Raw genomic sequence first — 21,949 nt, 5'->3', positions numbered from 1 at the left:
GTTTTTGTGACAATGGCCGAGGCCATGGCTTTTGTGGAATAGGCCCAGCTAAGGCTGTCCCCGCTCTGCGGTGGTTCAGCTCTTCGGATGTGACGGGCCAATATTGCGAGTGGGGGTAAGGAAATGGGGCGGACGACAGGGCGATCGGCCATTTTATTGGCGATGAGCGCGGCTATGCTTGTGTCGGTCGCGGTGCCGGTGCAGGCTCGGGAGGTGACGGGCTATCTGGCGGCAGGGGAGGGGGTGAACCTGACGACCGTCCTTCCGGGGCCACCGACGCCCGGCTCGCCCCGCGCGCTGGCCGATGCGAAGGCCTTTCGCGATAGCCGCGCGCTGCGGGGCATGGCGCGGTGGCAACAGGCCGCAGCCGATGTATCCAGCGACCTCGGCGCACGCTTTGCCGACGCTCTCGGCTTCCAACCCGACTGGACCAAGCTGCCGGTGACGCAAGCCTTGCTCGCGCGTTTCGGGGCGGATCGATCAGCGGCTATCCGCGTGGCCAAGACGCGTTGGCAGTCGCCGCGTCCGTTTATCGGCACCGATTTGCCCATCTGCGAACCGCGCACCGCGTCGCTGATCGCCAATGGCGATTATCCCTCGGGCCATACCGCCCATGGCTGGAGCTTTGCACTGCTGATGGCGGAGCTGATGCCGGACCGCGCGACCGCGATCCTGGCGCGTGGGCGCGATTATGGCGACAGCCGCTGGATTTGCGGATCGCATTCGCAAAGCGCAGTCGAGGGCGGCTATCTGGCGGCGAGCGCCCTGGTGGCGCGTGAGCATGGCAATGCCGATTTCCGGCGCGACATGGCGGCGGCGGCCGAGGAACTGGCGCTCTATCGCCGGGGACTTACAGCCGCCAAGCCACGCTGAGCGCCGCCACGCGACCCTGCTGCGCGCGAACGGTGGCGACCCCGTCACCGTCACCCGCCCGGATTTCGCCGCCCAGGGCGTCGCCCTGCATGATCGCGACCTGATCGAAAAGATTGGTCACGCGCAAACCCAGGGTCAGGGCGGGCGTCACCGTCCAGCTTGCGCCCAGTCCGACCAGGGCAAAGCACGGCAGGGCGAGACTATTGGCATCGTCGGCAAAGCGTCGTCCCATGGCCGACACATCGCCGTCTAGGGTGATGCCGGTCCGGGGCAGTGCGGCGCTGGCGGACAGGCTGGCCATCACTCGCGGAACCCGCCTTGGCATCCGGCCGCTCAGGTCAGTGGTCACCGGCACTCCGTCGATCAGGCTGGCGACGCGATAGGACTGCAGCCGGGGGTCCTGCCATGTCACGGTGCCGCGTATCGACAGGCCGGGCAGGGGGCTGGCCCTTGCGCCGATCTCCAGCCCCAGCGTGCGCGCCGAGGCGGCATGTTCGCCGATCCGGACGGCGCCTGTCGCGGGGTCGAGCGACAGGTCGGGCAGGGCAATGTCGGGGAAACGGCTGGCAAAGGCCGTCGCCTCCAATCCCAGGCCCGCCCCTTGCCAGATCAGCCCGAACTCGCCCTGCTCGATGGTCAGCGCGCGGGCGGGATCGCCGCTGCCGATGCGGAACACGCCCGGATCGGGCAGTCGCATCGCGCGGGTCGCACGGGTGAACAGCCCCAGTGCGGGGCTAGCGCGCCAATGCAGCGCGAGGGTCGCCGCCGTCTGCGCGAGATGCCGTTGTCGTCTATCCCATTGCCCCGATCCGATCGCGATCCGGTCGTCCGCCAGCGTCATCGGATCGCCGCCATCGACAGTCGCTGGACGTTCGACCCAGGCCGAAGGCGCGGCCCGCTCGTGCCGCAATCCCCAGTCGAGCCGCCAGCGTTCCGCCACCTGCCACTCGTCGGCGGCGTAGAGCGCGATCATCCGCTGATGGCCACGAAGCGCTTCATAGGTCGAGCCGGTGCTGAGCAACCCGTCATCGGTCGCACGGCCCAGGACGCGGCCGTCGGCATCCAACGCGACCATATCGAGCCGCCGCCCCTGTTCCCGCGCCTCCAACAGCACGCGCGCCACCGCACGTCGAAAATCCCAGCGATAACCGACTGCGTACAGCCCCAGCGTCAGGTCATGGTGCCCGCCCGCCTCCAGGCCATGCGCATAGGACAGGTCGACCATCGCCTCGCACAGACGCGTGTCGGCGGCGACGGGGTTCAGCGCGATGGCCCGGTCATTCCCCGCGATCGGGGCGAAGGCGCTGCCGTCGCTGGCGTGGGCGAGCGCGACCCTGGCGATGGTCGGGAAAGCGGCAGTCAGACGGGGCAGGGCATCGGCCAGAAGCCGTTCGGCCGGGATCGCCGCGCCTGAGGACGACAAGGCGTAGCGTTCGGTCCGCGACCAGCGATAATGGGCGCGGGCGGTCAACACGCCGCCCGCCACATCGCGCACAAGCGACAGCGACGGCGTCACCAAGCGATTGCGATTGTTGCGCCCCAGCGGTCGTTCGCCCAGCGCCGCGAAGCGCAACCGGGTCAGCTCGGGTCCGAAAAAGCTGCCGCGCCGGGGATCGAAGCCGGGTAGTATCGCGAACCGCCCCGCCCGATACCGCATTGGAAAGGACGAGATGTTGAGCGTATCATCGTCCATCCCATGCAGGGCCAGGGTCAGCCGTCCGCCCCCGCGCAAATCATGATCGACCCGCGCGCGCACCTGCCCGCCGCCCAGCGTCTCGGCGATCCGGCGGACGGTCGGATCGCGGGTCAGGGTGCCACCGACGATCACACGCCAGCCGGGCGCGATGGGGCCAGTGGCATAGCCTTCCCATCGAAACAGCCCGAAGTCGGTCAATGTCGTGCGTACCTCTCCGCCATGATGGTCGCCGGCGGCACGAGTGCGCAGATTGAGGACGCCGCCGGGCGCGTTGCTGGCGAAGATTGCGGAGGGACCACCCCGCACATAATCGGCGCTCGCGATCATCAGGTCGGGGCGGACGAACTGGTCAATATCGGTCCAGGGCAGCGTGTCGTGCTGGACCGGCAAGCCATCTTCCTGCACCGCGATCGCCTGATAGCCGTCGAGTGGAATGCCGCGCACCCGGATGCTGTTGGCCGCCACCCCGGCCGAATTGTCGACCCATAGGCCGGGCAGGCCGGTCAGCAGCTCCGCCAGACTTTGCGAGCTGCGACGGCTGAGCTCGGTGCTGTCGATGTGCGAAGCGGAATAGCTGCGCTCCAACTCCCCCTGGACCAGGGTTCCGCGCCGCCCGGTGACGATCACGTCCGGGCCGACCACGGGTTCGATGGGGACGGATCGCGGGCGGGGCCTGACGACGGGGCGGGGCATTGGTCCGGCTGCCCGCACGACGATACCCCCGGCGAGCAGATGGCAGCGCAATCCCGCGGGGCGGCACCAGCGGTCGAGCGCCTCGGACAGGCGCAGCCTCCCCCGCAGGTGCGGAGCGCGCCGCCCCGCCAGATCGCCGGGCCTGCCGACTAGTGCCAGACCCACCTCTCGCGACAATCGGTCCAGTCCGGTGGCGACCGATCCGGCCGGAAGATCGACCGCGAGGACGGGATCGGTCTGTGCTGCGGCCTGGGCCAGCGCCAGCGCGACGAGGACCGTCATGCGCGCCTGCCCGGCGGACCCGATTGCCTATGCCCTTCGCCCGTCATCCCATGCCCCGACACCCGCACGCCGTCGGCGGACAGGCGCCGATAGGGGAGAAATATGTAGCGCGCGTGTCAGTAGGGCAGGGAGCATATGTCGTGCGGCAGGGTCGGACCTGTCGCGAATTCCCCGTCAGATTTTCAGATGGGCGGTCCGGTCTCGTTTCGCCGCCAGGGCCTGCCGCACTTCCTCCACGGCGCGCGCCTCGCTGGCGATCAGCAGGCCTTCCAGCGCCGCGGTCAGATGGCGTTGCATCGCGGCGCGCGCGGCGAGCGAGTCCCGGGCCCGCAGCGCCTCCAATATGGCGGCGTGGTGCTCGACGATCGGACGCACGTCGATCGCGCGGACCTTGGCATCCAGCAGCGCGCTTTCCGCCGATCGTTCGCGCTGTTCCCACAGCCGGTCGATCGTCTCCAGGATGGCGCTGTTCCGGGTGACGCGCGCGATCAGCGTGTGAAAGGCGCGGTCGGCGCGGAAGGCCCCGCCGACTTCCCTATTCTCTTCTTCGATCGCATCGACCAGTGCGGCCAGTTCGTCCAATTCGGCATCGGTGATCTGGGTCGCGGCCAGTGCGGCGGATTCCGGTTCGAACAACAGGCGCGCCTCGGCCACCTCCATCGCGGACACGCCGAAATCCGGGGTCTCGCCCTGGCCGGGAAGGGCGACGACATGCGCGCCCGAACCGATCCGAACCTCGATGAAGCCCTGGACTTCCAAGGCGATCAGCGCTTCCCGAATGACCGGGCGGCTGACGTCGAAGCGCGTCGCCAATTCGCGTTCGGCGGGCATCCGGGTGCCGACCGGGTAACGGCCTTCGACCAGTTCGGCGATCAGGGTGCGGGCCAGTTCCCGGTAGAGCCGGTCCTGCGTCGTGGGTGCGTTGTCCATCACGACCATTATTGGGGGCGCAAAAGCGTTTTGGTCAAGCATTTGCGTCGGACCATGCCCGCACAACCTCTATGCCGCGGCGCGGTGGCTGGTCAGCCGCCCGGCCGTTCTTTGCCGATGGCGGGATGGCGACCGAGGAATGGCTGTGCCTCCTTCCGGCCAACCTGATCGCCAGCCCGGTAACGCGCCCCGCCATTACCGGACCGTGACCTGCATCCGTACCTCGCGATGGGCAGGGTCGACCTCTTCGTCGCTCGTCATGTCCAGTACGGGATGCCCGTCCGCCGCCCAGTGGACGCGCCGCAGCCGCGTATCGCGTCCATTGCCGCCCACTCCGTCGCCCCAGCTATGATAGACATAGAGGAGATTGCCATCCTCATCGGTGGTGAAGGCGCCATGCCCGACCCCTTGCTCGTATCGGCGATAATCGGTCACCCCGGGGGGCATCGGCGCGCTGTGCTGAAGCGGTGCGGTCCATTTGTGCCAATTGTCGATGTTCGTCAGGTCGCTGCCTTCGCGGGCCCAGGCGCCGCCGACGACATAGGTCGGGCTGACCCCGGAACTGGAATAGATCAGGTGGATGCGCCCGCCATGATGCACGGCGAAGGCGCCTTCGGACAAATTCTCTTCGAACGCACGGGTCGGCGCGATGGCGGGGCGCGGCGGCCCGGCGAGGCGCGTCGGGTGCGACGGATCGACCCGCGCGATCCAGGTCAGCGGATCGCCCAACGGGCCTTTCGCGGGCAGATAGCGTTGCGACCAGGTGTAATAGGCCTGCCCACCCGATTCGAAATAGGACATGTCCAGGCTGATATTGCGTGGAAAGTCCGACCGACCCAGCGGCGTGCCATCGGCCTTCAGAATGGCGGCGGGTTTGGACCAGTCGGCGGGGTTGGCGGGATCGCCACCGGGCCGCAACTGCATGATGTGCGATTGGACGCGGTGCCACGCGCCGTCGCGGTTGGACTGGTCGTCGTCCGGGTTGAAGCATGGCGCGAACAGGATCGACAGCCGTCCGCCTATCTCATGAATTTCGGGTGCCCAGTAACAGCCCGCGATCACCCGTCCTTCGGCGGTGCGGTCCTTTCGCGTCAGCCGGTTGAGCAGATCGACTTCGCGTTGGCGACCACCATGATCGTCGGCGAGCGCGGCGATGCCGTCTGCGACCCGGATCGGCAGATGGGGCGACCCGACATTGTCGTTGTTGGTGTCGTCGGTGGCGATGAACAGATAGCGTGTCCGCCCGGCCTGATGATAGCGGAAGAGCACTGGGTCGGCGCGGTTATAGGCAAAGATCGCCGGATAGACGGGCTGGCGTATGCGCCCCCGCAGCCAATAGCGTCCCGGTCCCGATGTTCGGATATGGGCGAGGTCGGCCGTGTACCAGTCGACCGCGCGGGTGGCGGACGATCCATCCGAATAGGTGAGATGCGCACGGGTCGCGGTCAGCGCGGCGATGTCGGCACGCCGGACGGTCCGTGCCGCGACCCAAGTCTGGACATTGCGTATCCGGCCATATCGGTTCGCCAGCGCCTGCGCCATGCGCGGATCGATCGCGATCCCCTCTACTCCGTCGGCCCCGGTTACGGAGGGCAGGGGGCCCGCGGTTGGCATGGGGATGGCGCCGCTCTCCGCGACACCGACATTCCCCGCCGATACGATGCGCGTGCGTTCACCATTCCGCTCCGGGAAGAAAGCGGTCGGCACCCGTTCGGTCCGCTTCAGATCGACGACGCTGGTGCGGTGGGAGGCGCCCCCATCGTCGCGCCATGTGACCAGATAGCGTTTGGCGGCCCCGTCCCATACGGCCTTTGGTGCGACGACGCCCGTGCGGGTGCCCAGATCGATCAACCCCAGTTCGATGAAGTCGGCGGGGCTGGCGGGATCGCTCTGGAAGACGATGGCGCTGCTTGCCTGCGAGGCATCGGCTTTGCCCGCCAGATCGACCCGCGTGGCGATCACGCCCAGACTGCCATCGGCGAAGTGGAACAGCGAGGCGTGGGCCAGCCCGCGATGCTCGACCCGGTCGACCCCGATATACTCACCGATGGGAAAGACGATGCCGTAATTGGCGTTGAGCGGTCGCGCGTCGTTGGCTTGCCCGATGGCGAGGTGGAGCGAACGCGCGATGATCGGCTGGTTGGCGTCATGCGCGTCGGTCGGCACGCGGGTATAGGCGAGCAGGCGGGGGGCGTCGCGGCCCAGCAGCGTCACCGTCCAATGCTTGGTCACCACCCGGCCCACGGCATCGGTCCATCGCCCCGTCAGCGTCACGCGAATTGGCGCGCGGCCGTCCTGAACCACGACATCGCCGCGCAATATAGGACGATCGGCGGACCAACTGACCTGCCCGCCAGTCGGCGAGGGAAGGCGCGTGCCCGACGCCAGAACCGGCGGCACCGCCCAGAAGGCTGCGGACGTGTCGCGAGCGCCCTGGGTCGCGGCGCTGGGGCCCTGGCCTGTGACCGAGGCGGACAGCGCACACCCCGCCAACAACAGCGCGGCGCCGCGAATCCGAAATGCCGTCATCGGGTGCTGCTCGCGGAGATGGTCGCGATCGTCGGGGTCGCAGAGGAATTGGCCAGGCGTCCGGTGACCCTGACCGAGCCACCCTTGCGCCGAAGTCTTGCCCAATCGACCTTATCCCAGGTGACGCCGACCGCCTCCTGATGCCCATCGGCGAACCGCACGGTGACCGTCCGGGGGAGGGCGGGTGCGTTCGCAGTCATCGCGACCCGAACGGGCTCTACGGCCGTGACGAGCAGCGCCCGGTTCCACTTGGCGACCAGCGCGTCACGCTCGCTGGCGGTGATCGACAGCACCGATCCGTGGCGCGGCGAGGCGGGCAGGCGGAAGGACGCAGGGTAGGTCCAACGTATCTTGCCCTTCAGCGTGTTGGTCGCGAGCGGGATATATCCGACGCCGCCATAATTATCGACCCACAGGAAATAGCGGAAGCCGCTGACATCGCCGGGATTGGCGGCAAAGGCGCTTGGCCCCTCGACCTCCGGCGTGCCCGCCCTGCGGCCGATACAGCGATCGACCACCGTCCAGGCACCCGACGCCATGCTGGCCCGCAGCGAGCGGGACTTTTGTCCCATGATGTCGGCGGAGGGGCAGCCCGATTGCTCGCTCACCTTGGTGAAGCGATAATAGTCCTTGCCGTCTTTCAGAATGGTGGTGTCGATCATGCCCTTGTCCTTCGCCAGAAAGGGCAGGTCGGCGGCCTTGAACCAGGGCTGCGGTGTCGTGAAATGGCGAAAGTCGCGCGTTGTCGACATCAGGATCTGCGGGCCATGGCCGTCGCCCTGTTTGTGCGCGGCATCCCGGAACAGGGTCGAGGTCCAATAGACGATATAGGCCTGGATGCTGGGATCGTAGCTCGCCTCGGGAGCCCAGGTCATGCCCGCCATCGGCGTATTGACCTTCACATGGCGCTGTTCGCCCCAATGAACCAGATCGGTGGATTCCCAGATCTCCAGATACTGGCTGCCGTCGTCTGTGGCATGGCCCCAGCCGGTCCGGCCGACCGACAGGTCGGTGGCGAGGAGGAAGAAACGATCTCCCTCCGCCGAGCGCAGGATGAACGGATCGCGCAGGCCGCGTGTGCCCATCGTCGATTCCAGGATAGGCTTAGCGTCGTTCAAATCCCGCCATTGCAGGGCGTTGTTGCCGTCCGACACGGCAAAGCGCAGCTTCTCACCCTCTATGCTGTCGTTGGTGAAGTAGACGAACAGATAGGCGACCATGTCCGCTGCCGAAGAGGCTGCGGATGTACGGGCAGGATCAGCGGAAGCGGCGCTCGACTGGCCCTGGTCAATTGTCGGACTGTTTGATTGAGCGCTGGACGCGGTCATGGCGGTGGCCGCGCATAGGGTGGCGGTGAAAACGGATTTTTTCGACCACCATTGCCCCAGAGTTAGCTCGATCATAACCGCTCCCAAACCCTCATATTCTTTTGTAGAGCATCCTTTTTCTTGTCCTACAAGTAAAGAGGTCGCGTGGCGGCTATGGGCCGGGTATCGTCATTTCGAAGGTCGTCACGCCGATCGCGAGCAGTTTCAGATCGCCGCCATGCGCCCGCGCGATCCGGCGGGCCAGGGTCAGGCCGATCCCCGATCCGTCGGCTTTGGTGGTGTGGAACGGGCGGAAGATGCGCGTGCGCTCCGGCATGGCGACGCCGCTGCCGGTATCCCCCACGGCGATCCGCAAGCCCGTCTCGTCCCGGTGAAAGACTAGGGTCACGGTGGGGGTGACCGATCCGGCCAGCGCCGCCTCCGCCGCATTCTGGAGCAGCGCCCAGATCGCCTGGGTCATCTGATCGCGGTCGCATGCCCCCATGGTTTCTGCCGGGGCGTCGACCGACAGCGTGACCATCCCCGCGAAACGTTCGGCAAACAGGCGGCCCAGATCGTCGGCCAGATCGGCGGGGACGAAGGGCGTGCGGACCGGCTCCGGCAGGCGTGCCAGCGTGCGATAGGCGCGGGTGAAGCGTTCCAGCCCCTCGACCCGCCGCGCCAGCGTCGCCAATATGCCCGGCAGCCGGGCATCGCTCCGCTCGGCCGCGACCAGCGCACTATCCGCCAGCGAGACGATCGGCGACAGCCCGTTGAGCAGTTCATGGCCGAGGATATCGATCATCTCGTTATCCGCATGCGCCGCTGCCGCGCGCCGCTCGGCCTCGACATCGATCAGGATGAGGATCGACCGGTCGCTTGCCGCAATGCGCTCGATCCGCCAGCTTCGCCCTTCGTACCGCAACTGGCTCTGCAGCGGGTCGAGCAGCGCGGCCGGGGTCGGCGTCAGGCGGTCGTCGGTGGCGAACAGGCTACGGCTCGCCCGGTTGATGGCTCGCGCCCGTCCCCGATCGATGCGCAGCAGCGGCAGCGGTATCTGGTCGAACAAGGCTCCCAGTGGCGGCCCATCGGCGGCGGGGCGCGGAGCCACTGAGGGAGACGGTGCGGACCGCCGCGCCACCGCCCAGCACGCCGTCAGGATCAGCCAGCCCGCACTCAGCGCCAGTCCCAGAATCGAGGCGAACATGCCGTTTTGCCAGGCCAACACCAGCAATCCCCCGCTGCCGGTCAGCGCCAATGCGCTCCCACCGATCGCAACGATGCGGGCATAGGGCCATTCAAAGCCCATGACGCGCCATCCGCCGATACAGCGCACCCCGGCTGAGCCCCAGCGCCTGCGCCGCCTGGGTAACGTTATGATGATGCTCGATCAACGCGGCCTCGATCATGCTTCGTTCGGTTTCGTCGAGGTCGAAGCTGGGGCGGGCCGGACTGGCGACCATGGTGGGCGCGGCGGGGGCGAGCAATGCCGCCTCGATCACGCCGTCATCGCCGAGCAGCAGTGCGCGTTCGACCGCGCCCGCCAGCCCGCGCGCTTCGTCGGGCCAGTTGGCGGTCGCGAACAGCGCTTCTGCGGCGGGGGTGAAGCGGGGCAGGGGGCGGCCATGCCGTTCCGCCGCGATTCGCGCAAAATGGCGGGCCAGGACGGGTATGTCCGCGCGCCGTTCGGCCAGCGAGGGGGCGGCGATCTCGACCGTGGCGATCCGCCGGGCCAGCGCGGGCGTGATGACGCGGGCATCGTCGGCAATGGCGATGTAGCGATCTTGCGCCGCGAGACGGTCGAGCAGCCGCGCCTGTCCGATCGCGTCGAGTTGGTCGGGATGACGCAGCAGCCATGTCATGCCGCTGCCGCCCTCGCTCAGGCGGTCCCATGCCAGCGGATCGCGCAGATCGATCCGCTGCATGGGCCGGTCCGCGCCAGCCGATGCCGCATGGATCGCGGCGGCGATCAGGCTTCGTCCTGCGCCCGACGGGCCGGTCACGACCACCCCGGCCATGGTGGGGCCGATCCGGCGAACCATATTGCGGACATGGTGGATCGCGGGGCTGTCGCCCAATAGCCCGACGGGTTCGGCGGCATGGGATGCGGCGTCGTCGGCGGCTGGCGCGGCACGGTCCGCCAGGGGCGCCCGCCGCTGGACCGCGACCTCGATCTTGGCGAGCAGATCGGCATTGCGCCATGGCTTCATCACGAAGTCGCGTGCGCCCGCCTGCATCGCGGTGACGGCCAGCCGGATGCCGCTATGCGCGGTGATGACGATGATGCAAGCACCGGGATCGTCCGCCAGCAACCGGGCCAGCATGGTCAGACCTTCGCCGCCATCGGTCCGTCCGGCGGCATAATTCAGGTCGAGCAGGATCGCGTCGTAACGCTGCGCCGCCAGCCTGGAAAATCCTTCCTCCGGCCCGTTCGCCACGTCCAGCCGGTGCCCCGCAAGCTCGATCGCGATGGCGAGCGATTCGGCGACGCGCGGATTGTCGTCGATGACCAGGATCGAAAGCGGGCTTGACCCCTCCTGCGACCGTCCATTTGTGGACGGTGCGTTCGGTCCCGAACGGTCGGAATCGACAGAGCGGAAGGAAAGTGGAGGTTTCATAGGGCTTTAGGTTTTTTGGCCGTCCTGGGTGACATTGACGCCATGATGACCGAACACAGCACAGGCGCAAACACTTCCGCTGTCGGGGATGGCGGGGCGGCTCCGGGGGCGGCGATGGACCGGCGTATAGCACGAAAGGCCACACCGTGGTGGCGTCGCCGACCGGTGGTGATCGCGATCCTGGTGGTCGCGGCGGCGATCCTGATCTGGCGCTTCCTGCCCGCTGCGGGTTCGACCGACATCGCATCGGCCAATATCGAAACGGGCGAGGTCAGCCGCGCCGCATTCGACGATTACCTGCCGGTCCGCGCCACCGTGACGCCGCGTGTCACGACCCTGGTCGGCGTGTTGTCGGGCGGGCAGGTCGAGAAGTTGCTGGCCCAGGACGGCCAGATGGTGACCGAGGGACAGCCGCTTGCCACCCTGGCCAATCCGCAACTCAAGCTGGATGTGCTGACCCGCGAGGCGCAGATCGCCAGCCAGCTCGGCGGCGTGGCGAGCGAAGGGCTTGGCATCGAGCGGAACAAGCTCGATCGCGCGGGCCAGGTGGCACAGGCCGAATATGACCTCATCAAGGCGCGTCGCGATCTGGGCATCCGCCGCCAGCTCCACGATCAGGGCTTTCTGTCGGACGCGGGCGTCAAGAGCTTCGAGGAAGAGGCGGCCTATCAGGAGAAGCGGCTCGCCCAGTTGAAGTCGGGCCGCGCGACCGAGGCGCGGATCACCGCGACCCAGTCGGCGCGCCTGTCCGACACGCAGAGCCGGCTGTCGGGCAATATGGCGGCGGTGCGTGCGGGGCTGGAGGGGCTGACCATCCGGGCCCCATCGGGCGGGCGGCTGACCAATTTCATCATCCAACCCGGCCAGACGCTGAAGCCCGGCGACCCGGCGGGTCAGGTCGACAGTGAAGGTTCGTGGAAGCTCGTCGCGCAGGTCGACGAATTTTACCTCGGCCGCGTCGCGGTGGGGCAGAAGGCGACGACCTCGGACGGGGCCGCGCTGACCGTGTCGAAGGTGCTGCCCGCCGTGAAGGACGGGCGCTTCCAGGTCGAGCTGACCTTCGACAAGGCACCCGCCGGGCTCAATCGCGGGCAGACAATCGACATCCGCATCACGCTGGGCGCGGCGAGCCGCGCGGTGGTGGCCCCGGTGGGCGGCTGGCTGGAGGCGGGGGGCAGTTCGGCCTTCGTCCTCGACCCCGATGGCGCCCATGCCCGCCGCCGGACGATCCGCGTCGGTCGCCGCAATCCCGAACAGGTCGAAATCCTGTCCGGCCTCAATCCCGGCGAACGCATCGTCATCAGCAACACCTCGTCCGTGAAGGGCGACATACTGAACATCCGATAAAAGGGGACTGACATCATGATCCGACTGGAAAATATTCAGCGTCGCTACGTCTCCGACGAGGTGGAGACCACCGCGCTCCACGACATCGACCTGCACGTCGCGCAAGGCGAGTTCCTGGCCATCATGGGCCCGTCGGGCTGTGGCAAGTCGACGCTGCTCAACACGCTGGGCACGGTCGATCGGCCGACGGGCGGGCGTTACATGTTTGGCGACCGCGATCTGGCGGCGATGGACGAAAAGGAACTCGCCAAGTTCCGCGCGGAGACGCTGGGCTTCGTGTTTCAGAGCTTCAACCTGATCGACGAGCTGACCATCGAGGAGAATGTCGCGCTGGGCCTGGCCTATCGCAACGACGTCGGTGACCGGCGCGGCCGGGTGGCGGCGGCGATGGACAAGGTCGGCATCGCCCACCGCGCGCGTCATTTCCCGCACCAATTGTCGGGCGGTCAGCAGCAGCGCGCCGCCATCGCCCGCGCGATCGTGGGCGACCCGAAGCTGATCCTGGCGGACGAACCGACCGGCAATCTCGACACCGCCAATGGCGAGCAGGTGATGAACATCCTGACCGGCCTGAACGAAGCGGGCGCGACCATCGTGATGGTCACCCACTCGCCCAGCCATGCCGACATCGCCAAGCGCCGCATCGACATGCTCGACGGCCGCATCGTCGCCAGCGCCGCGCGCGCAATCTGAAAGGATTTGTGATGAAGACCATGATCTCCGCCATCGCCCTGTTGTCGCTCGCCGCCGTCGCCGCTCCGGCGCAGGAAAACGCTCAGACTGCGCGCAGCTTCGATGTGCGCGGGTTCGACCGGATCGAACTGAGCGGGTGCAATATCGTGACCGTGGCGCTGGGATCGGCCTATGCCGTGACGGCGCGGGGGCGTGGGGCCAATATCGACAATCTGCGCATCGATACCAACGGAGCGACCCTGCGTATCCGTCGCCGGAACGACAGTTGCAACGGCCATGACCGGCGCGTCGCGATCGCCGTCACTCTGCCGGTGCTGAAAGCCGTCGATGTCAGCGGCGCGGCGGAAATAAACCTGCCCGCGCTCGACACCCCCGCCTTCGCGGTCGGGACCAGCGGCGCTGCCGTGCTTCGCCTGCCGGCCCTGCGTAGCGGAACCGCGAAGTTCGACCTGTCGGGGGCGAGCCAGGTTACGGTTCAGAATTTGCGTGCCGAGCGGGCAAGCCTCGACACGTCGGGGGCCAGCGTTCTGCGGGCGGATGGCCAGGTGCACCAGCTGGCCATCGACGGCAGCGGGGCCAGCAACGTGAATGCACGCGCCCTTTCTGCGCCCAGCGTCACGATCGGGGCCAGTGGCACGGCCAATGTCCGCGTCGGGGCGGCGGAACAGGCGACGGTGGGCGCCAGCGGCATGGCGAACGTCACGGTCGCGGGCCGACCGAGCTGCACCGTCTCCAAGAGCGGGCTTGCCCGCATCGCCTGCGGCCAATGACCGCGTCGTTCGGGGGAAAGCAACCATGAACCGCTTCGCGCTTCTGTCGCTCTATCGCTCGCTTGTGCGTCACAAGCTTTACGCCGCGCTCAACATCGGGGGGCTGGCGGTCGGCATCGCCGTCTTCCTCGTGCTGGGCCTCTATGTCCGGTTCGAGACCAGCTATGAGAAGTGGCTGCCGGATCATGACAAAATCTATGTCGCCCAGTCGGTCTGGACCATCCCGGAAAGCCCTTTCAACGGGGCGAGCAATTGGACGATGGGCGGGCTGCTGGAGCAGTTGCGCGAGGATTTTCCGGATACGGTCGGCACGCGTATCCGCGGGTCGGGTGCCAGCGTTATTCAGGGGCGGGTCGCGACCAGTGAGGAGCTCGTTCAGGTCGATCCCAGCTTCTTCCAGCTTTTCGACCTGCCCATGGTCAGCGGCAGTGGCGATGCGCTGCGAACGCCGACGAACGTCCTGATCAACGAAACGGTCGCCCGCAAGTATTTCGGGTCGGCCAACCCAGTCGGGCGGCCGATCAAACTGGCGATCGACGACATTCGGAATTACCGCGTTGCGGGGGTCTTCAAGGACCTGCCGGAAAACAGCGAATTGAACTTTTCGATGGTGCTGCCACTAACCAAGACGCTGCCGGAAAATAGCAAGCAATGGTGGTATCACTGGGGCAGTTCGTCGCTTCAGACCTTCCTGAAGTTCGACACGCCCCAGGCGGCGCGCGCCTTTACCAACAAGATGCCTTCCTTCGTCGATCGCCGTGCCCTGACGGACATGGGCAAGGACGCCTCCAAGTCCCTCAACATCACCGTGATGCCGATCACCAAGATGCATCTGGAGCCGCAGGGCAAGGCAAGCGCCAGTCGCAAGCTGACCATGGTGACGCTGGGCCTGGTCGGGATCCTGACGCTGATCATCGCCATTGTGAACTACGTCAATCTGGCAACCGCCCGGTCGGGCTTGCGGGCGCGCGAAGTGGCGATGCGCAAGGTGCTGGGGGCCAGCCGATCGGCCTTGATCTCACAATTCCTGGGCGAGGCGATCCTGACCGTCGCAATCGCCGCGCTGGGTGGCTTGATCCTGGCGGAGATCGGCCTGCCGCTGGTCAATGCGGCGGGCGGACTGAGCCTGTCCATTCCCTATGCCGTGGTGGTTCCCGCGCTCGCCTTGCTGACTGTGGTCGTCGGGATGCTGGCGGGTGCCTATCCGGCGATCCTCCTGTCGCGGTTTCCGGCGGCAAGCGTGCTGGCATCCTCGCGCGCTCCGGGTGGCGGGCGTGCCGGCACCCGCATCCGTGAGGCATTGGTCGTGTTTCAGTTCGGTCTTGCCATCGCGTTCATGATCGGGACGCTGATCCTGGTCGCGCAGACGCGGCACCTTCGAGCGACCGATCTGGGCTTTCGCCGCGACGGGTTGCTGACCAGTTCGTCGATCAGCGACACCCTCATCGATGCACCACGGCGCCGCGCCGTAGTGGAGGCCATCCGACGGCTTCCCAATGTGTCGGCGGTCGCCATCGCCGATAGCGCAGTGGGCGGCGGCGGCAGTAACAATGCCGACAATGTCCCGCTGCCCGGCGTGCCGGGGGATGGCCCATCGCTTCGCCGGATCGAGGTCGGGCCTGACTTCTTCAAGGTCTATGGTACGCGATTGTTGGCGGGACGCTTCTTCGACGATGCACATCGCGGCGACGACTCCCAGTCGGTCGAAAAGGGGCAGCCGAGGATGATCATCCTGAACCGGCGCGCTCTGTCCACACTGCGTTTCGCCACGCCGCAGGATGCCATCGGCAAGACGGTGGGCGGGGACCGGCCGCGCACGATCATCGGGGTGATCGAGGACATGCGCTTCTTCTCCCCGCGGCTGCCCAATGATGCGACCTATTATGTGTACGATGCCAAGCCGGAAAATGTGATCAGCGGCGCGGTGGCTTCGGTCCGTTTCCAGGGCGACCCGCGTACCATGACGGCGGCGGTGCGCAACCTGTGGCAGCAGATGGTGCCCAACGTGCCCTTCAACGCCAAGAGCGCTGACGCCAAGCTGGAGGAGTTCTACGAAGCCGACGATCGGGCGACCCGCTTGTTCGGCATCGGTGCCGGGCTTGCCGTCCTGATTGGTTGCGTTGGGCTATGGGGCCTCGCCTCGTTCAATACGCAGCGGCGGGTGAAGGAGATCGGCATCCGCAAGACGCTGGGGGCCTCCGCCACCGACATCGTCAAGCTGCTGGTCGGGCAGTTCCTGCGGCCGGTCGTCCTCGCCAATCTCGTCGCCTGGCCGCTGTCCTTCGTCGCGATGCGGACCTGGCTGGCGGGGTTCGAGGATCGGATCAGCCTGTCGCCGCTCTTCTTCCTCGCGGCGACGGCGCTGGCGCTGAGCATCGCGGTGCTGACCGTGCTGGGCCAGTCGCTGCGCGCCAGCCGTGCGGCTCCGGCCTGGGCGCTCCGTCATGACTAAGCGGGGGGCGTGGCTGGTGATGGGGGCGGCGTTGATCGCGGCTGCTCCCGCCTCGGGCGAGACGCTGAAGGAGGCGATCGCGGCGGCGTGGGAGGGCAATCCCGAACTCGCCGCCGCCCGGGCACGGCAGGATGCGCTGGCCGAAACCCCCAATCAGGCGCGTGCCGCCGGTCGACTGACCGCGGGGGCGACGGGCAGCGGGGGCTATGACCGGCTGGGTTATGACTCGGCGGGGGTGCGGACCGGTGCGACCTCGGCGCTGGGCAGTGTCACGGCGACCCTGCCCATCTGGACGGGCGGCCGCGTCTCCTCGGCGGTGCGCGCGGCCAATGGCGATGTCGCGGCGGGCGGCGAGGCGCTGCGCGATGTCGAGGCCGATGTGCTGGAGCGTGTCGTCGGGGCCTATGCCGACCTGCTCTATACGCAGCAGGCGGTCGAGGTGGCGCGGGTCGGGATCGAACGTCTCGACAGCCAGGTGGCCGAAGCCCGGTCGCGCTATGGGCTGGGGCAGGCGACCAAGACCGACGTCGCACAGCTCGAGGCGCAGCGGGCGAGCGTCATATCCAATCTGGTGGATGCCGAGGGGGCGGTGGCCACGGCGGAGGCGGCGTATCGCGCGATCGTCGGCCGCGATGCCGGGACGCTGGACGCCACCATCGCGCCGCCCTCCGCCCTGCCGCGCACGCTGACGGACGCGCGCGAGGCGGCGGAAACCGGCAATCCGCTGTTGCTGGCCCAGCAGCAGCGGGTCGATGCCGCCACCGCGCGTATCGATCAGGCACGGGCGGAGCGGGCACCCGCGCTCGATCTGTCGGGCGGCTATGGCCGGGGCGTGCAATGGTCGGGCGGACAGGCGACCGGGTTCGACAGCGCCGCCAATGCGGGCCTGGGGCTGCGCATACCCCTGCTGACCGGTGGCCTCGTCGCTTCGCGCGTGCGGCAGGCGGAAGCGGCGCGCCGGGCCGAGCGGTTCGATGCCGATGCCGCATCACGCGCGGTGGTGCGGGCCGCCGATACCGCCTGGGCCTCGCTGACCGCCGCCGAGGGACGGCTCAAGGCCAGCGCCGAGGGGTTGAAGGCCGCCGACCTCGCCTTGAAGGGCGTGCGGGCGGAATATGGTTTCGGGTTACGCTCGACCATCGACATTCTGGTCGCGGACCAGAGCTATCGCTCGGCACAGCTGGCGGTGGCGCGGGCGCAGGTCGATGTGCTGACCGCACAGGCGGCATTGCTTCGGGCGACGGGCCGAATGGGGCGGGGCGCGTTCGACTAAGGCGGCGCGATCAACCGGCTTCGCGATCGCTTTCGCTGGGGCCGGACACCGCCATTAACAGGGTGCGGCGGAGCAGGGAGGGGGAACAGGGCTTCCCGCACACCGCCGCACCCGGATAGCGCGATTGTAGCGTCTGTTCGTCAGCATGACCCGAATGGAAGATCAACGGCACGCCCGCCTGGCTCAATCGCTCGGCCGCGGGAAACACTTCTCCATCGCGCAGCCGCACGTCGAGAATGGCGCAGGCCAGTTCCGGACGATCTCCGTCCAGATGCGCCAGCACATCCTCGACGCTGACATAAGGTCCATCGACCTCATAGCCGCCATCCTCGATGATCGACTGAAGATCCAGCGCGACAAAGAATTCGTCTTCGACCAGCAATACCGTCTTAGTCATGTGCGAGTATCGTCTCCGGCAGGATGAGGGTCAGCAGGAAACGACCATCGGAGCTATTACGCTCCAATTGCGCACCGAGTTGCCGCGAGGATGTCTGGACGAGCAGCGTGCCGAAGCCCTTGGAGCCGATATCGAACGCGCCTTTGCCGCCCGTCTCGGTCCAGGTCAGCGTCAACTTGCCGTCCGCCAGCGTCCAGCCGATCGCCAGTTCGCCCTCGCGATGCGCCAGGGCCCCGTATTTGACCGAGTTGGTCGCCCATTCGTGCAGGATCAGCGCCAATGGCGAGAGGCAGCGTCGGTCGATCAGCAGGCGGGGGCCGTCGATCATGATCTTCGACTGACCCTGATAGGGGGCTATCGTCGCCTCCACCAGCGAACCCAGGTCGATGGCCTGCTGCTCCCCGGCCGGAGACGCCAGCGAATGGGCGCGGCCCAGCGTCGCAATCCGCTCGCGCACATCCTCGGCCATCTCGGTCACATCGCCGTGCGAGCGCGCGGCGGCGGAAACGATGCCCGAGATGATGGCGAAGAGGTTCTTCACCCGATGGTTCATCTCGCGCAGCATCAGTTCGCGCGTCTCGGCGAATACATATTCGGCGGTCACATCGATCGAGACGCCGACCATGCGGTGCGGCGCGCTAGCGGTAACGACCCGGCCAAAGCCCTTGATCCACCGATCCTTGCCCGCCGCATCCAGCCGGAAGGTCATTTCGAAATCGCCGCGGTTCGCCATCGCCTCGGCCAGCGCAAGCTGGACCGCCGGGCGATCCTCCGCCACGATGCGTTCGAGTACATGATCGACGCGCTCGGCGGACTCGTTTTCGCCAAAGCCAAACAGGCTGCGCCCGGTGCCGTCGAGGAAGATCTCGCCGGTCCCGTCCCGATATTCCCAGACGCCGATACCGCCCGCCTTCACGGCCAGATCAAGCCGTTCGCGCTCCGCCGCCAGTTCGCGCTCCATGCTGAGCGCGTCGGTAATGTCCGTCAGCACCAGCGTCGCGCCATCGACGCCATCTCCCTGCGTGCGATAGGGCAGGATGCGCAACGACAGGGTCCGCTCGCCCCCGCGCGTCGTCACCCGCCGCTGCGACGGAGCGCCGCCCGCCGCCACCGCCGCCGCCCCGTCGAGATAGCCGGTATCCGACAACCGCGTCGACACATCGGCCAGCAGCCGGCCCCGATCCCCCGGCTGGAGCGGGAAGATCGAGCGGGCGGCCTCGGTATAGCTGCGCACCCGCAAATGCCGGTCGAGCACCACCACCGCCAGATCGGTCGATTCGAAGAAATTGCGCAGGTCGGAATTCGCGACGGTCAGCTGATCGACCTTGGTCTTCAACTCGTCATTGACGGTCGACAGTTCCTCATTGGTCGATTGAAGCTCCTCGTTCATCGACATCATTTCTTCGTTGGAGCTTTTCAGCTCCTCATTCGCCGTTTCCAACTCCTCGACGGTCGAGCGCAGCCGGTGGCGGGTCAGGCGCAGTTCGTCTTCCAGCGCCTCGATATGATCGTTGCCGGGCTCCAGATCGGCCAGGTCGCTGACCTCGACCGGGCTGAACGGCTCGGTATCGCGGAACAGGAAGAGCAGCGATCCATCGGTCAGCGGATCGCAGATCACCTCGATCTTCTGGATGCCATATTCGGTCGTGACCGACACGTCGCGCGCGGCGATGCGCTTGCGGGCGTCGCGGGCTTGGCGCAGCATCGGGCCCATCACCTCGCGCAGACCCGGCCGCGCCAGCGTGGTCGCGCTCGATCCGCCCGCCCGGGTGACGGGGAAGGTGAAATAGCGGCTGAGCTTGCCGAACGCGGCCAGGATGCCGCCATCCTGATCGACCACCATGCTCGGCGGTGCATAACGATCCACGATGCGGCGAAGCGCGACGCCTTCGTCGCTGGTGACGCTGCCTCCCTCGCGCTCACCCCGTTCGCCGCGCCGCCGTGGGCTTCGGCTCATGCCGCCGGGCAGGTCGATGGGGTAGGAGGGGGAGGCGGCGGATCGTTCGAACAGCCGGGCATGGCTGTCGATCGCCGGGAAGAGATGATCGAACCGCCCAACGCTCTCCGAAGGCCCCAGGAACAGGTAACCGCCCGGACGCAGCGCGTAATGGAGCAGCGGCAGCACCGATTGCTGCAGGCGATCGTCGAAATAGATCAGCAGGTTGCGGCACGATACCAGGTCAATCCGCGAAAAGGGCGGGTCCTTTACCAGGCTGTGGTTCGAAAAGCGGATCATGTCGCGGATCGACCCGGCGATGCTGAACCGCTCGGCATGGGGCAGGGTGTAGCGCTCGCGCAGAGGCGCCGGAATGTCCGCCAGCGCCGCGGCCGGGTAGCTGCCCTCGCGCGCGATCTGGAGCATCTGTTCGTCAATGTCGGTGGCGAATATCTGGACCGCCAATGGCTGCCCCGCCTCGCGCGCGGCCTCGGCGAACATCATGGCGATGCTATAGGCTTCCTCGCCACTGGAGCAGCCGGGGATCCAGACGCGAATGTCCTCGTCCGGATCGCGTGCACGGAGCAGCGGCAGGATCGCCTTGGTCCGGAGTGTCTCGAACAATTCCGTATCGCGGAAGAACCGCGTGACGTTGATCAGCAGATCGCGGAACAGCGCCTCGCACTCGTCCGCATCGCTCTTGACGCGCGCCAGATACGCCGAGCCCGTTCCGATGCCCAGGACATGCATCCGCCGTTCCACCCGGCGGACCAGCGTCGTGCGCTTATAGCCCGAAAAATCATGGCCGATGGCGTTGCGCAATACCCGGCACAGATCGTCGACATGGTCGGCGACGACCTCCGCCTCATGCTCCTTGGGATCGCCCGAGCGCCGCGCGAAGAAGGCCCGCAGACATTCGACGATCTCGCCCGCCGGTTTGACGAAATCGACCAGGCCGGTGCCCACCGCCGATAGCGGCATGCCGTCATAACGGGCGCTTTCGGGTTTCTGGACGACGCCGACGCCGCCATTCTCCTTGATCGCGCGCAGGCCCGTCGTCCCGTCGGCTCCCGTCCCGGACAGAATGACGCAGGCGGCATTGGCCTGTTGATCGCTCGCCAGCGACAGGAAGAAGTCGTCGATCGGACGGCGCAGCCCGCGCGGCTGGACGAAATCGGTCAGTTCCAGCACGCCGCCGCGAATAGCCAGTCCCCGTCCGGGCGGGATGATATAGACATAGTCGGCCTCGATCCGTTCCGATCCCTCGCACTGGCGCACCGCCAAATTGGTGTGCCGGTCGAGCAGTTGCGCCAACATGCTTTCGTGATTGGGATCCAGATGCTGGACCACCACGAACGCCATGCCGGTCGGGGCATGGGCGGGCGTCAGCATCTCGCGCAGCGCCTCAAGTCCGCCGGCGGAAGCGCCGATGCCCACCACCGGCACGGTCGCGCCGCCCCGTTCGGCCGACAATGTGTCCCCGCTGCGGGGCGTGTCGCTCATCACGGAAAGGCTGCTCGATCGAGGTCCGACAGGGTCAGCTTGGCCTGGGCGATGGTGGCGGCGGTGTTGGCGATCGCGGTCAGCGATCCCTCCAGCACGATACCGCTTTCGGCGAGGATCGGGCTCAGGCGACCCAGCGTCTTGCCCAGTTCGGCGTCATAGGCGGCCAGACGATCGGGATGCGATCGGCTGACATCGAATTGCGAGGCGAAGATATAGGGCATCTTGCCGCCCAGTTGTCGCAGCTTGGACATGTATAGCAGGTTGATGAAGGGCGAGCCGTCCTTGCGGAAATTGACCAGCATGGTGCGGACGTTCAGTTGCCGATCATTGGCCAGGAATTCGCGGATCCGCTCCCGCGCTTCGACATTGTCGGCGTTGCGTTGAAGCATGCGGCAATTTTGGCCGATCACATCCTCGCTGGTATAGCCGGTCAGTTCCCGGAAACCGTGATTGATGAAGATCAGCGGATTGTCGTCGAGCGCATCGGCCAGAGCCAGGGCGATCGGCGACTGGTCCAAATAGCTGGCCAGATGGGCCGGAATATCAATTTCTTGCACGAACTGGCTCCCTGACGCGCATTCGCATGGCGTCTATCCCTCCGCAAGGGCCCAGACGGACGATAGCCCCCGAAAAAATTCACTTGGGTA

At 67.0% G+C, this 21,949-nt stretch carries 16 protein-coding genes; 7 read left to right on the top strand and 9 right to left on the bottom strand.

The features are described from left to right. Positions 1-162 precede the first annotated feature (162 nt). Positions 163-873: a phosphatase PAP2 family protein gene (locus NZL82_RS14595; RefSeq protein ID WP_261270482.1), complete on the top strand. Its 711-nt coding sequence runs from the start codon at positions 163-165 to the stop codon at positions 871-873. Here NZL82_RS14595 and NZL82_RS14590 read toward each other — a convergent pair. Continuing rightward, entirely contained in the window at positions 851-3,544 is a 2,694-nt protein-coding gene (locus tag NZL82_RS14590) for a TonB-dependent receptor (RefSeq protein ID WP_261270481.1), read from the bottom strand. The two genes, NZL82_RS14595 and NZL82_RS14590, sit on opposite strands and share 23 nt — an antisense overlap. A 174-nt stretch (positions 3,545-3,718) precedes the next feature. After that, positions 3,719-4,474: a FadR/GntR family transcriptional regulator gene (locus NZL82_RS14585; protein ID WP_261270480.1), complete on the bottom strand. Its 756-nt coding sequence runs from the start codon at positions 4,472-4,474 to the stop codon at positions 3,719-3,721. A gap of 71 nt (positions 4,475-4,545) precedes the next feature. Here NZL82_RS14585 and NZL82_RS14580 point away from each other — a divergent pair, with 71 nt between their 5' ends. Beyond that, positions 4,546-4,683 (top strand): hypothetical protein, encoded by a 138-nt coding sequence (locus NZL82_RS14580; protein ID WP_261270479.1) that lies wholly within the window; start codon positions 4,546-4,548, stop codon positions 4,681-4,683. Here the strand turns inward: NZL82_RS14580 and NZL82_RS14575 are convergent. The 4 genes from NZL82_RS14575 to NZL82_RS14560 all read right to left on the bottom strand — a co-directional run bounded on the left by NZL82_RS14575 (position 4,670) and on the right by NZL82_RS14560 (position 10,928). Then, positions 4,670-7,003, bottom strand: coding sequence for a family 43 glycosylhydrolase (locus NZL82_RS14575; RefSeq protein WP_261270478.1), 2,334 nt, complete (start codon positions 7,001-7,003; stop codon positions 4,670-4,672). The two genes, NZL82_RS14580 and NZL82_RS14575, sit on opposite strands and share 14 nt — an antisense overlap. Then, on the bottom strand, positions 7,000-8,223 hold the full coding sequence (locus NZL82_RS14570; RefSeq protein ID WP_261270477.1) for a family 43 glycosylhydrolase: 1,224 nt from the start codon (positions 8,221-8,223) through the stop codon (positions 7,000-7,002). Before NZL82_RS14570 ends, NZL82_RS14575 begins: the two co-directional genes overlap by 4 nt. Positions 8,224-8,482: 259 nt before the next feature. Next, a complete protein-coding gene (locus NZL82_RS14565; RefSeq protein ID WP_261270476.1) occupies positions 8,483-9,619 on the bottom strand; it encodes a PAS domain-containing sensor histidine kinase in 1,137 nt (378 codons plus the stop codon). After that, the gene (locus NZL82_RS14560) at positions 9,609-10,928 is read right to left on the bottom strand and encodes a sigma-54 dependent transcriptional regulator (RefSeq protein WP_261270475.1); all 1,320 of its coding nucleotides are present in this window, start codon (positions 10,926-10,928) and stop codon (positions 9,609-9,611) included. The genes NZL82_RS14565 and NZL82_RS14560 overlap by 11 nt, the downstream gene beginning before the upstream one ends. Positions 10,929-11,096: 168 nt before the next feature. Between NZL82_RS14560 and NZL82_RS14555 the strand changes: the two genes are divergently transcribed. From NZL82_RS14555 to NZL82_RS14535, 5 genes are read left to right on the top strand one after another with little or no spacing between them, the layout of a single operon-like run. Further along, a complete protein-coding gene (locus tag NZL82_RS14555; protein WP_261270474.1) occupies positions 11,097-12,275 on the top strand; it encodes an efflux RND transporter periplasmic adaptor subunit in 1,179 nt (392 codons plus the stop codon). A 15-nt stretch (positions 12,276-12,290) separates the two neighbouring features. After that, entirely contained in the window at positions 12,291-12,968 is a 678-nt protein-coding gene (locus NZL82_RS14550) for an ABC transporter ATP-binding protein (protein WP_261270473.1), read from the top strand. A gap of 11 nt (positions 12,969-12,979) precedes the next feature. Beyond that, complete coding sequence (locus NZL82_RS14545; protein ID WP_261270472.1) at positions 12,980-13,738, top strand: DUF2807 domain-containing protein; 759 nt, start codon at positions 12,980-12,982, stop codon at positions 13,736-13,738. Positions 13,739-13,763: 25 nt separating this feature from the next. Beyond that, positions 13,764-16,190, top strand: coding sequence for an ABC transporter permease (locus NZL82_RS14540; protein WP_261270471.1), 2,427 nt, complete (start codon positions 13,764-13,766; stop codon positions 16,188-16,190). Then, positions 16,183-17,463: a TolC family outer membrane protein gene (locus NZL82_RS14535; protein WP_261270470.1), complete on the top strand. Its 1,281-nt coding sequence runs from the start codon at positions 16,183-16,185 to the stop codon at positions 17,461-17,463. Before NZL82_RS14540 ends, NZL82_RS14535 begins: the two co-directional genes overlap by 8 nt. A 10-nt stretch (positions 17,464-17,473) precedes the next feature. Here the strand turns inward: NZL82_RS14535 and NZL82_RS14530 are convergent, their stop codons facing one another. From NZL82_RS14530 to NZL82_RS14520, 3 genes are read right to left on the bottom strand one after another with little or no spacing between them, the layout of a single operon-like run. Next, positions 17,474-17,860 carry a response regulator gene (locus NZL82_RS14530; RefSeq protein WP_261270469.1) on the bottom strand — a complete coding sequence of 129 codons (387 nt, stop codon included), beginning with the start codon at positions 17,858-17,860 and terminating at the stop codon, positions 17,474-17,476. After that, complete coding sequence (locus NZL82_RS14525; RefSeq protein ID WP_261270468.1) at positions 17,853-21,299, bottom strand: chemotaxis protein CheB; 3,447 nt, start codon at positions 21,297-21,299, stop codon at positions 17,853-17,855. Before NZL82_RS14525 ends, NZL82_RS14530 begins: the two co-directional genes overlap by 8 nt. After that, positions 21,299-21,859: a PAS domain-containing protein gene (locus tag NZL82_RS14520; RefSeq protein ID WP_261270467.1), complete on the bottom strand. Its 561-nt coding sequence runs from the start codon at positions 21,857-21,859 to the stop codon at positions 21,299-21,301. The genes NZL82_RS14525 and NZL82_RS14520 overlap by 1 nt, the downstream gene beginning before the upstream one ends. Between the last annotated feature and the right edge of the window lie 90 nt (positions 21,860-21,949).

Source organism: Sphingomonas sp. LC-1 (genome assembly GCF_025371035.1).
Taxonomy (GTDB): Bacteria; Pseudomonadota; Alphaproteobacteria; order Sphingomonadales; family Sphingomonadaceae; genus Sphingomonas; species Sphingomonas sanguinis_E.
The sequence above is the reverse complement of the archived record's forward strand: the minus strand, read 5'-3'. Positions and strand labels throughout refer to the sequence as shown.

Bases quoted from the DNA above. Each gene is read 5' to 3' on its own strand.
- NZL82_RS14590 (WP_261270481.1), bottom strand. From the start codon at position 3,544: ATGACGGTCCTCGTCGCGCTGGCGCTGGCCCAGGCCGCAGCACAGACC.
- NZL82_RS14525 (WP_261270468.1), bottom strand. From the start codon at position 21,299: ATGAGCGACACGCCCCGCAGCGGGGACACATTGTCGGCCGAACGGGGC.
- NZL82_RS14545 (WP_261270472.1), top strand. From the start codon at position 12,980: ATGAAGACCATGATCTCCGCCATCGCCCTGTTGTCGCTCGCCGCCGTC.
- NZL82_RS14560 (WP_261270475.1), bottom strand. From the start codon at position 10,928: ATGAAACCTCCACTTTCCTTCCGCTCTGTCGATTCCGACCGTTCGGGA.
- NZL82_RS14580 (WP_261270479.1), top strand. From the start codon at position 4,546: ATGCCGCGGCGCGGTGGCTGGTCAGCCGCCCGGCCGTTCTTTGCCGAT.
- NZL82_RS14550 (WP_261270473.1), top strand. From the start codon at position 12,291: ATGATCCGACTGGAAAATATTCAGCGTCGCTACGTCTCCGACGAGGTG.
- NZL82_RS14565 (WP_261270476.1), bottom strand. From the start codon at position 9,619: ATGGGCTTTGAATGGCCCTATGCCCGCATCGTTGCGATCGGTGGGAGC.
- NZL82_RS14575 (WP_261270478.1), bottom strand. From the start codon at position 7,003: ATGACGGCATTTCGGATTCGCGGCGCCGCGCTGTTGTTGGCGGGGTGT.
- NZL82_RS14570 (WP_261270477.1), bottom strand. From the start codon at position 8,223: ATGGTCGCCTATCTGTTCGTCTACTTCACCAACGACAGCATAGAGGGT.
- NZL82_RS14530 (WP_261270469.1), bottom strand. From the start codon at position 17,860: ATGACTAAGACGGTATTGCTGGTCGAAGACGAATTCTTTGTCGCGCTG.
- NZL82_RS14540 (WP_261270471.1), top strand. From the start codon at position 13,764: ATGAACCGCTTCGCGCTTCTGTCGCTCTATCGCTCGCTTGTGCGTCAC.
- NZL82_RS14535 (WP_261270470.1), top strand. From the start codon at position 16,183: ATGACTAAGCGGGGGGCGTGGCTGGTGATGGGGGCGGCGTTGATCGCG.
- NZL82_RS14585 (WP_261270480.1), bottom strand. From the start codon at position 4,474: ATGGACAACGCACCCACGACGCAGGACCGGCTCTACCGGGAACTGGCC.
- NZL82_RS14595 (WP_261270482.1), top strand. From the start codon at position 163: ATGAGCGCGGCTATGCTTGTGTCGGTCGCGGTGCCGGTGCAGGCTCGG.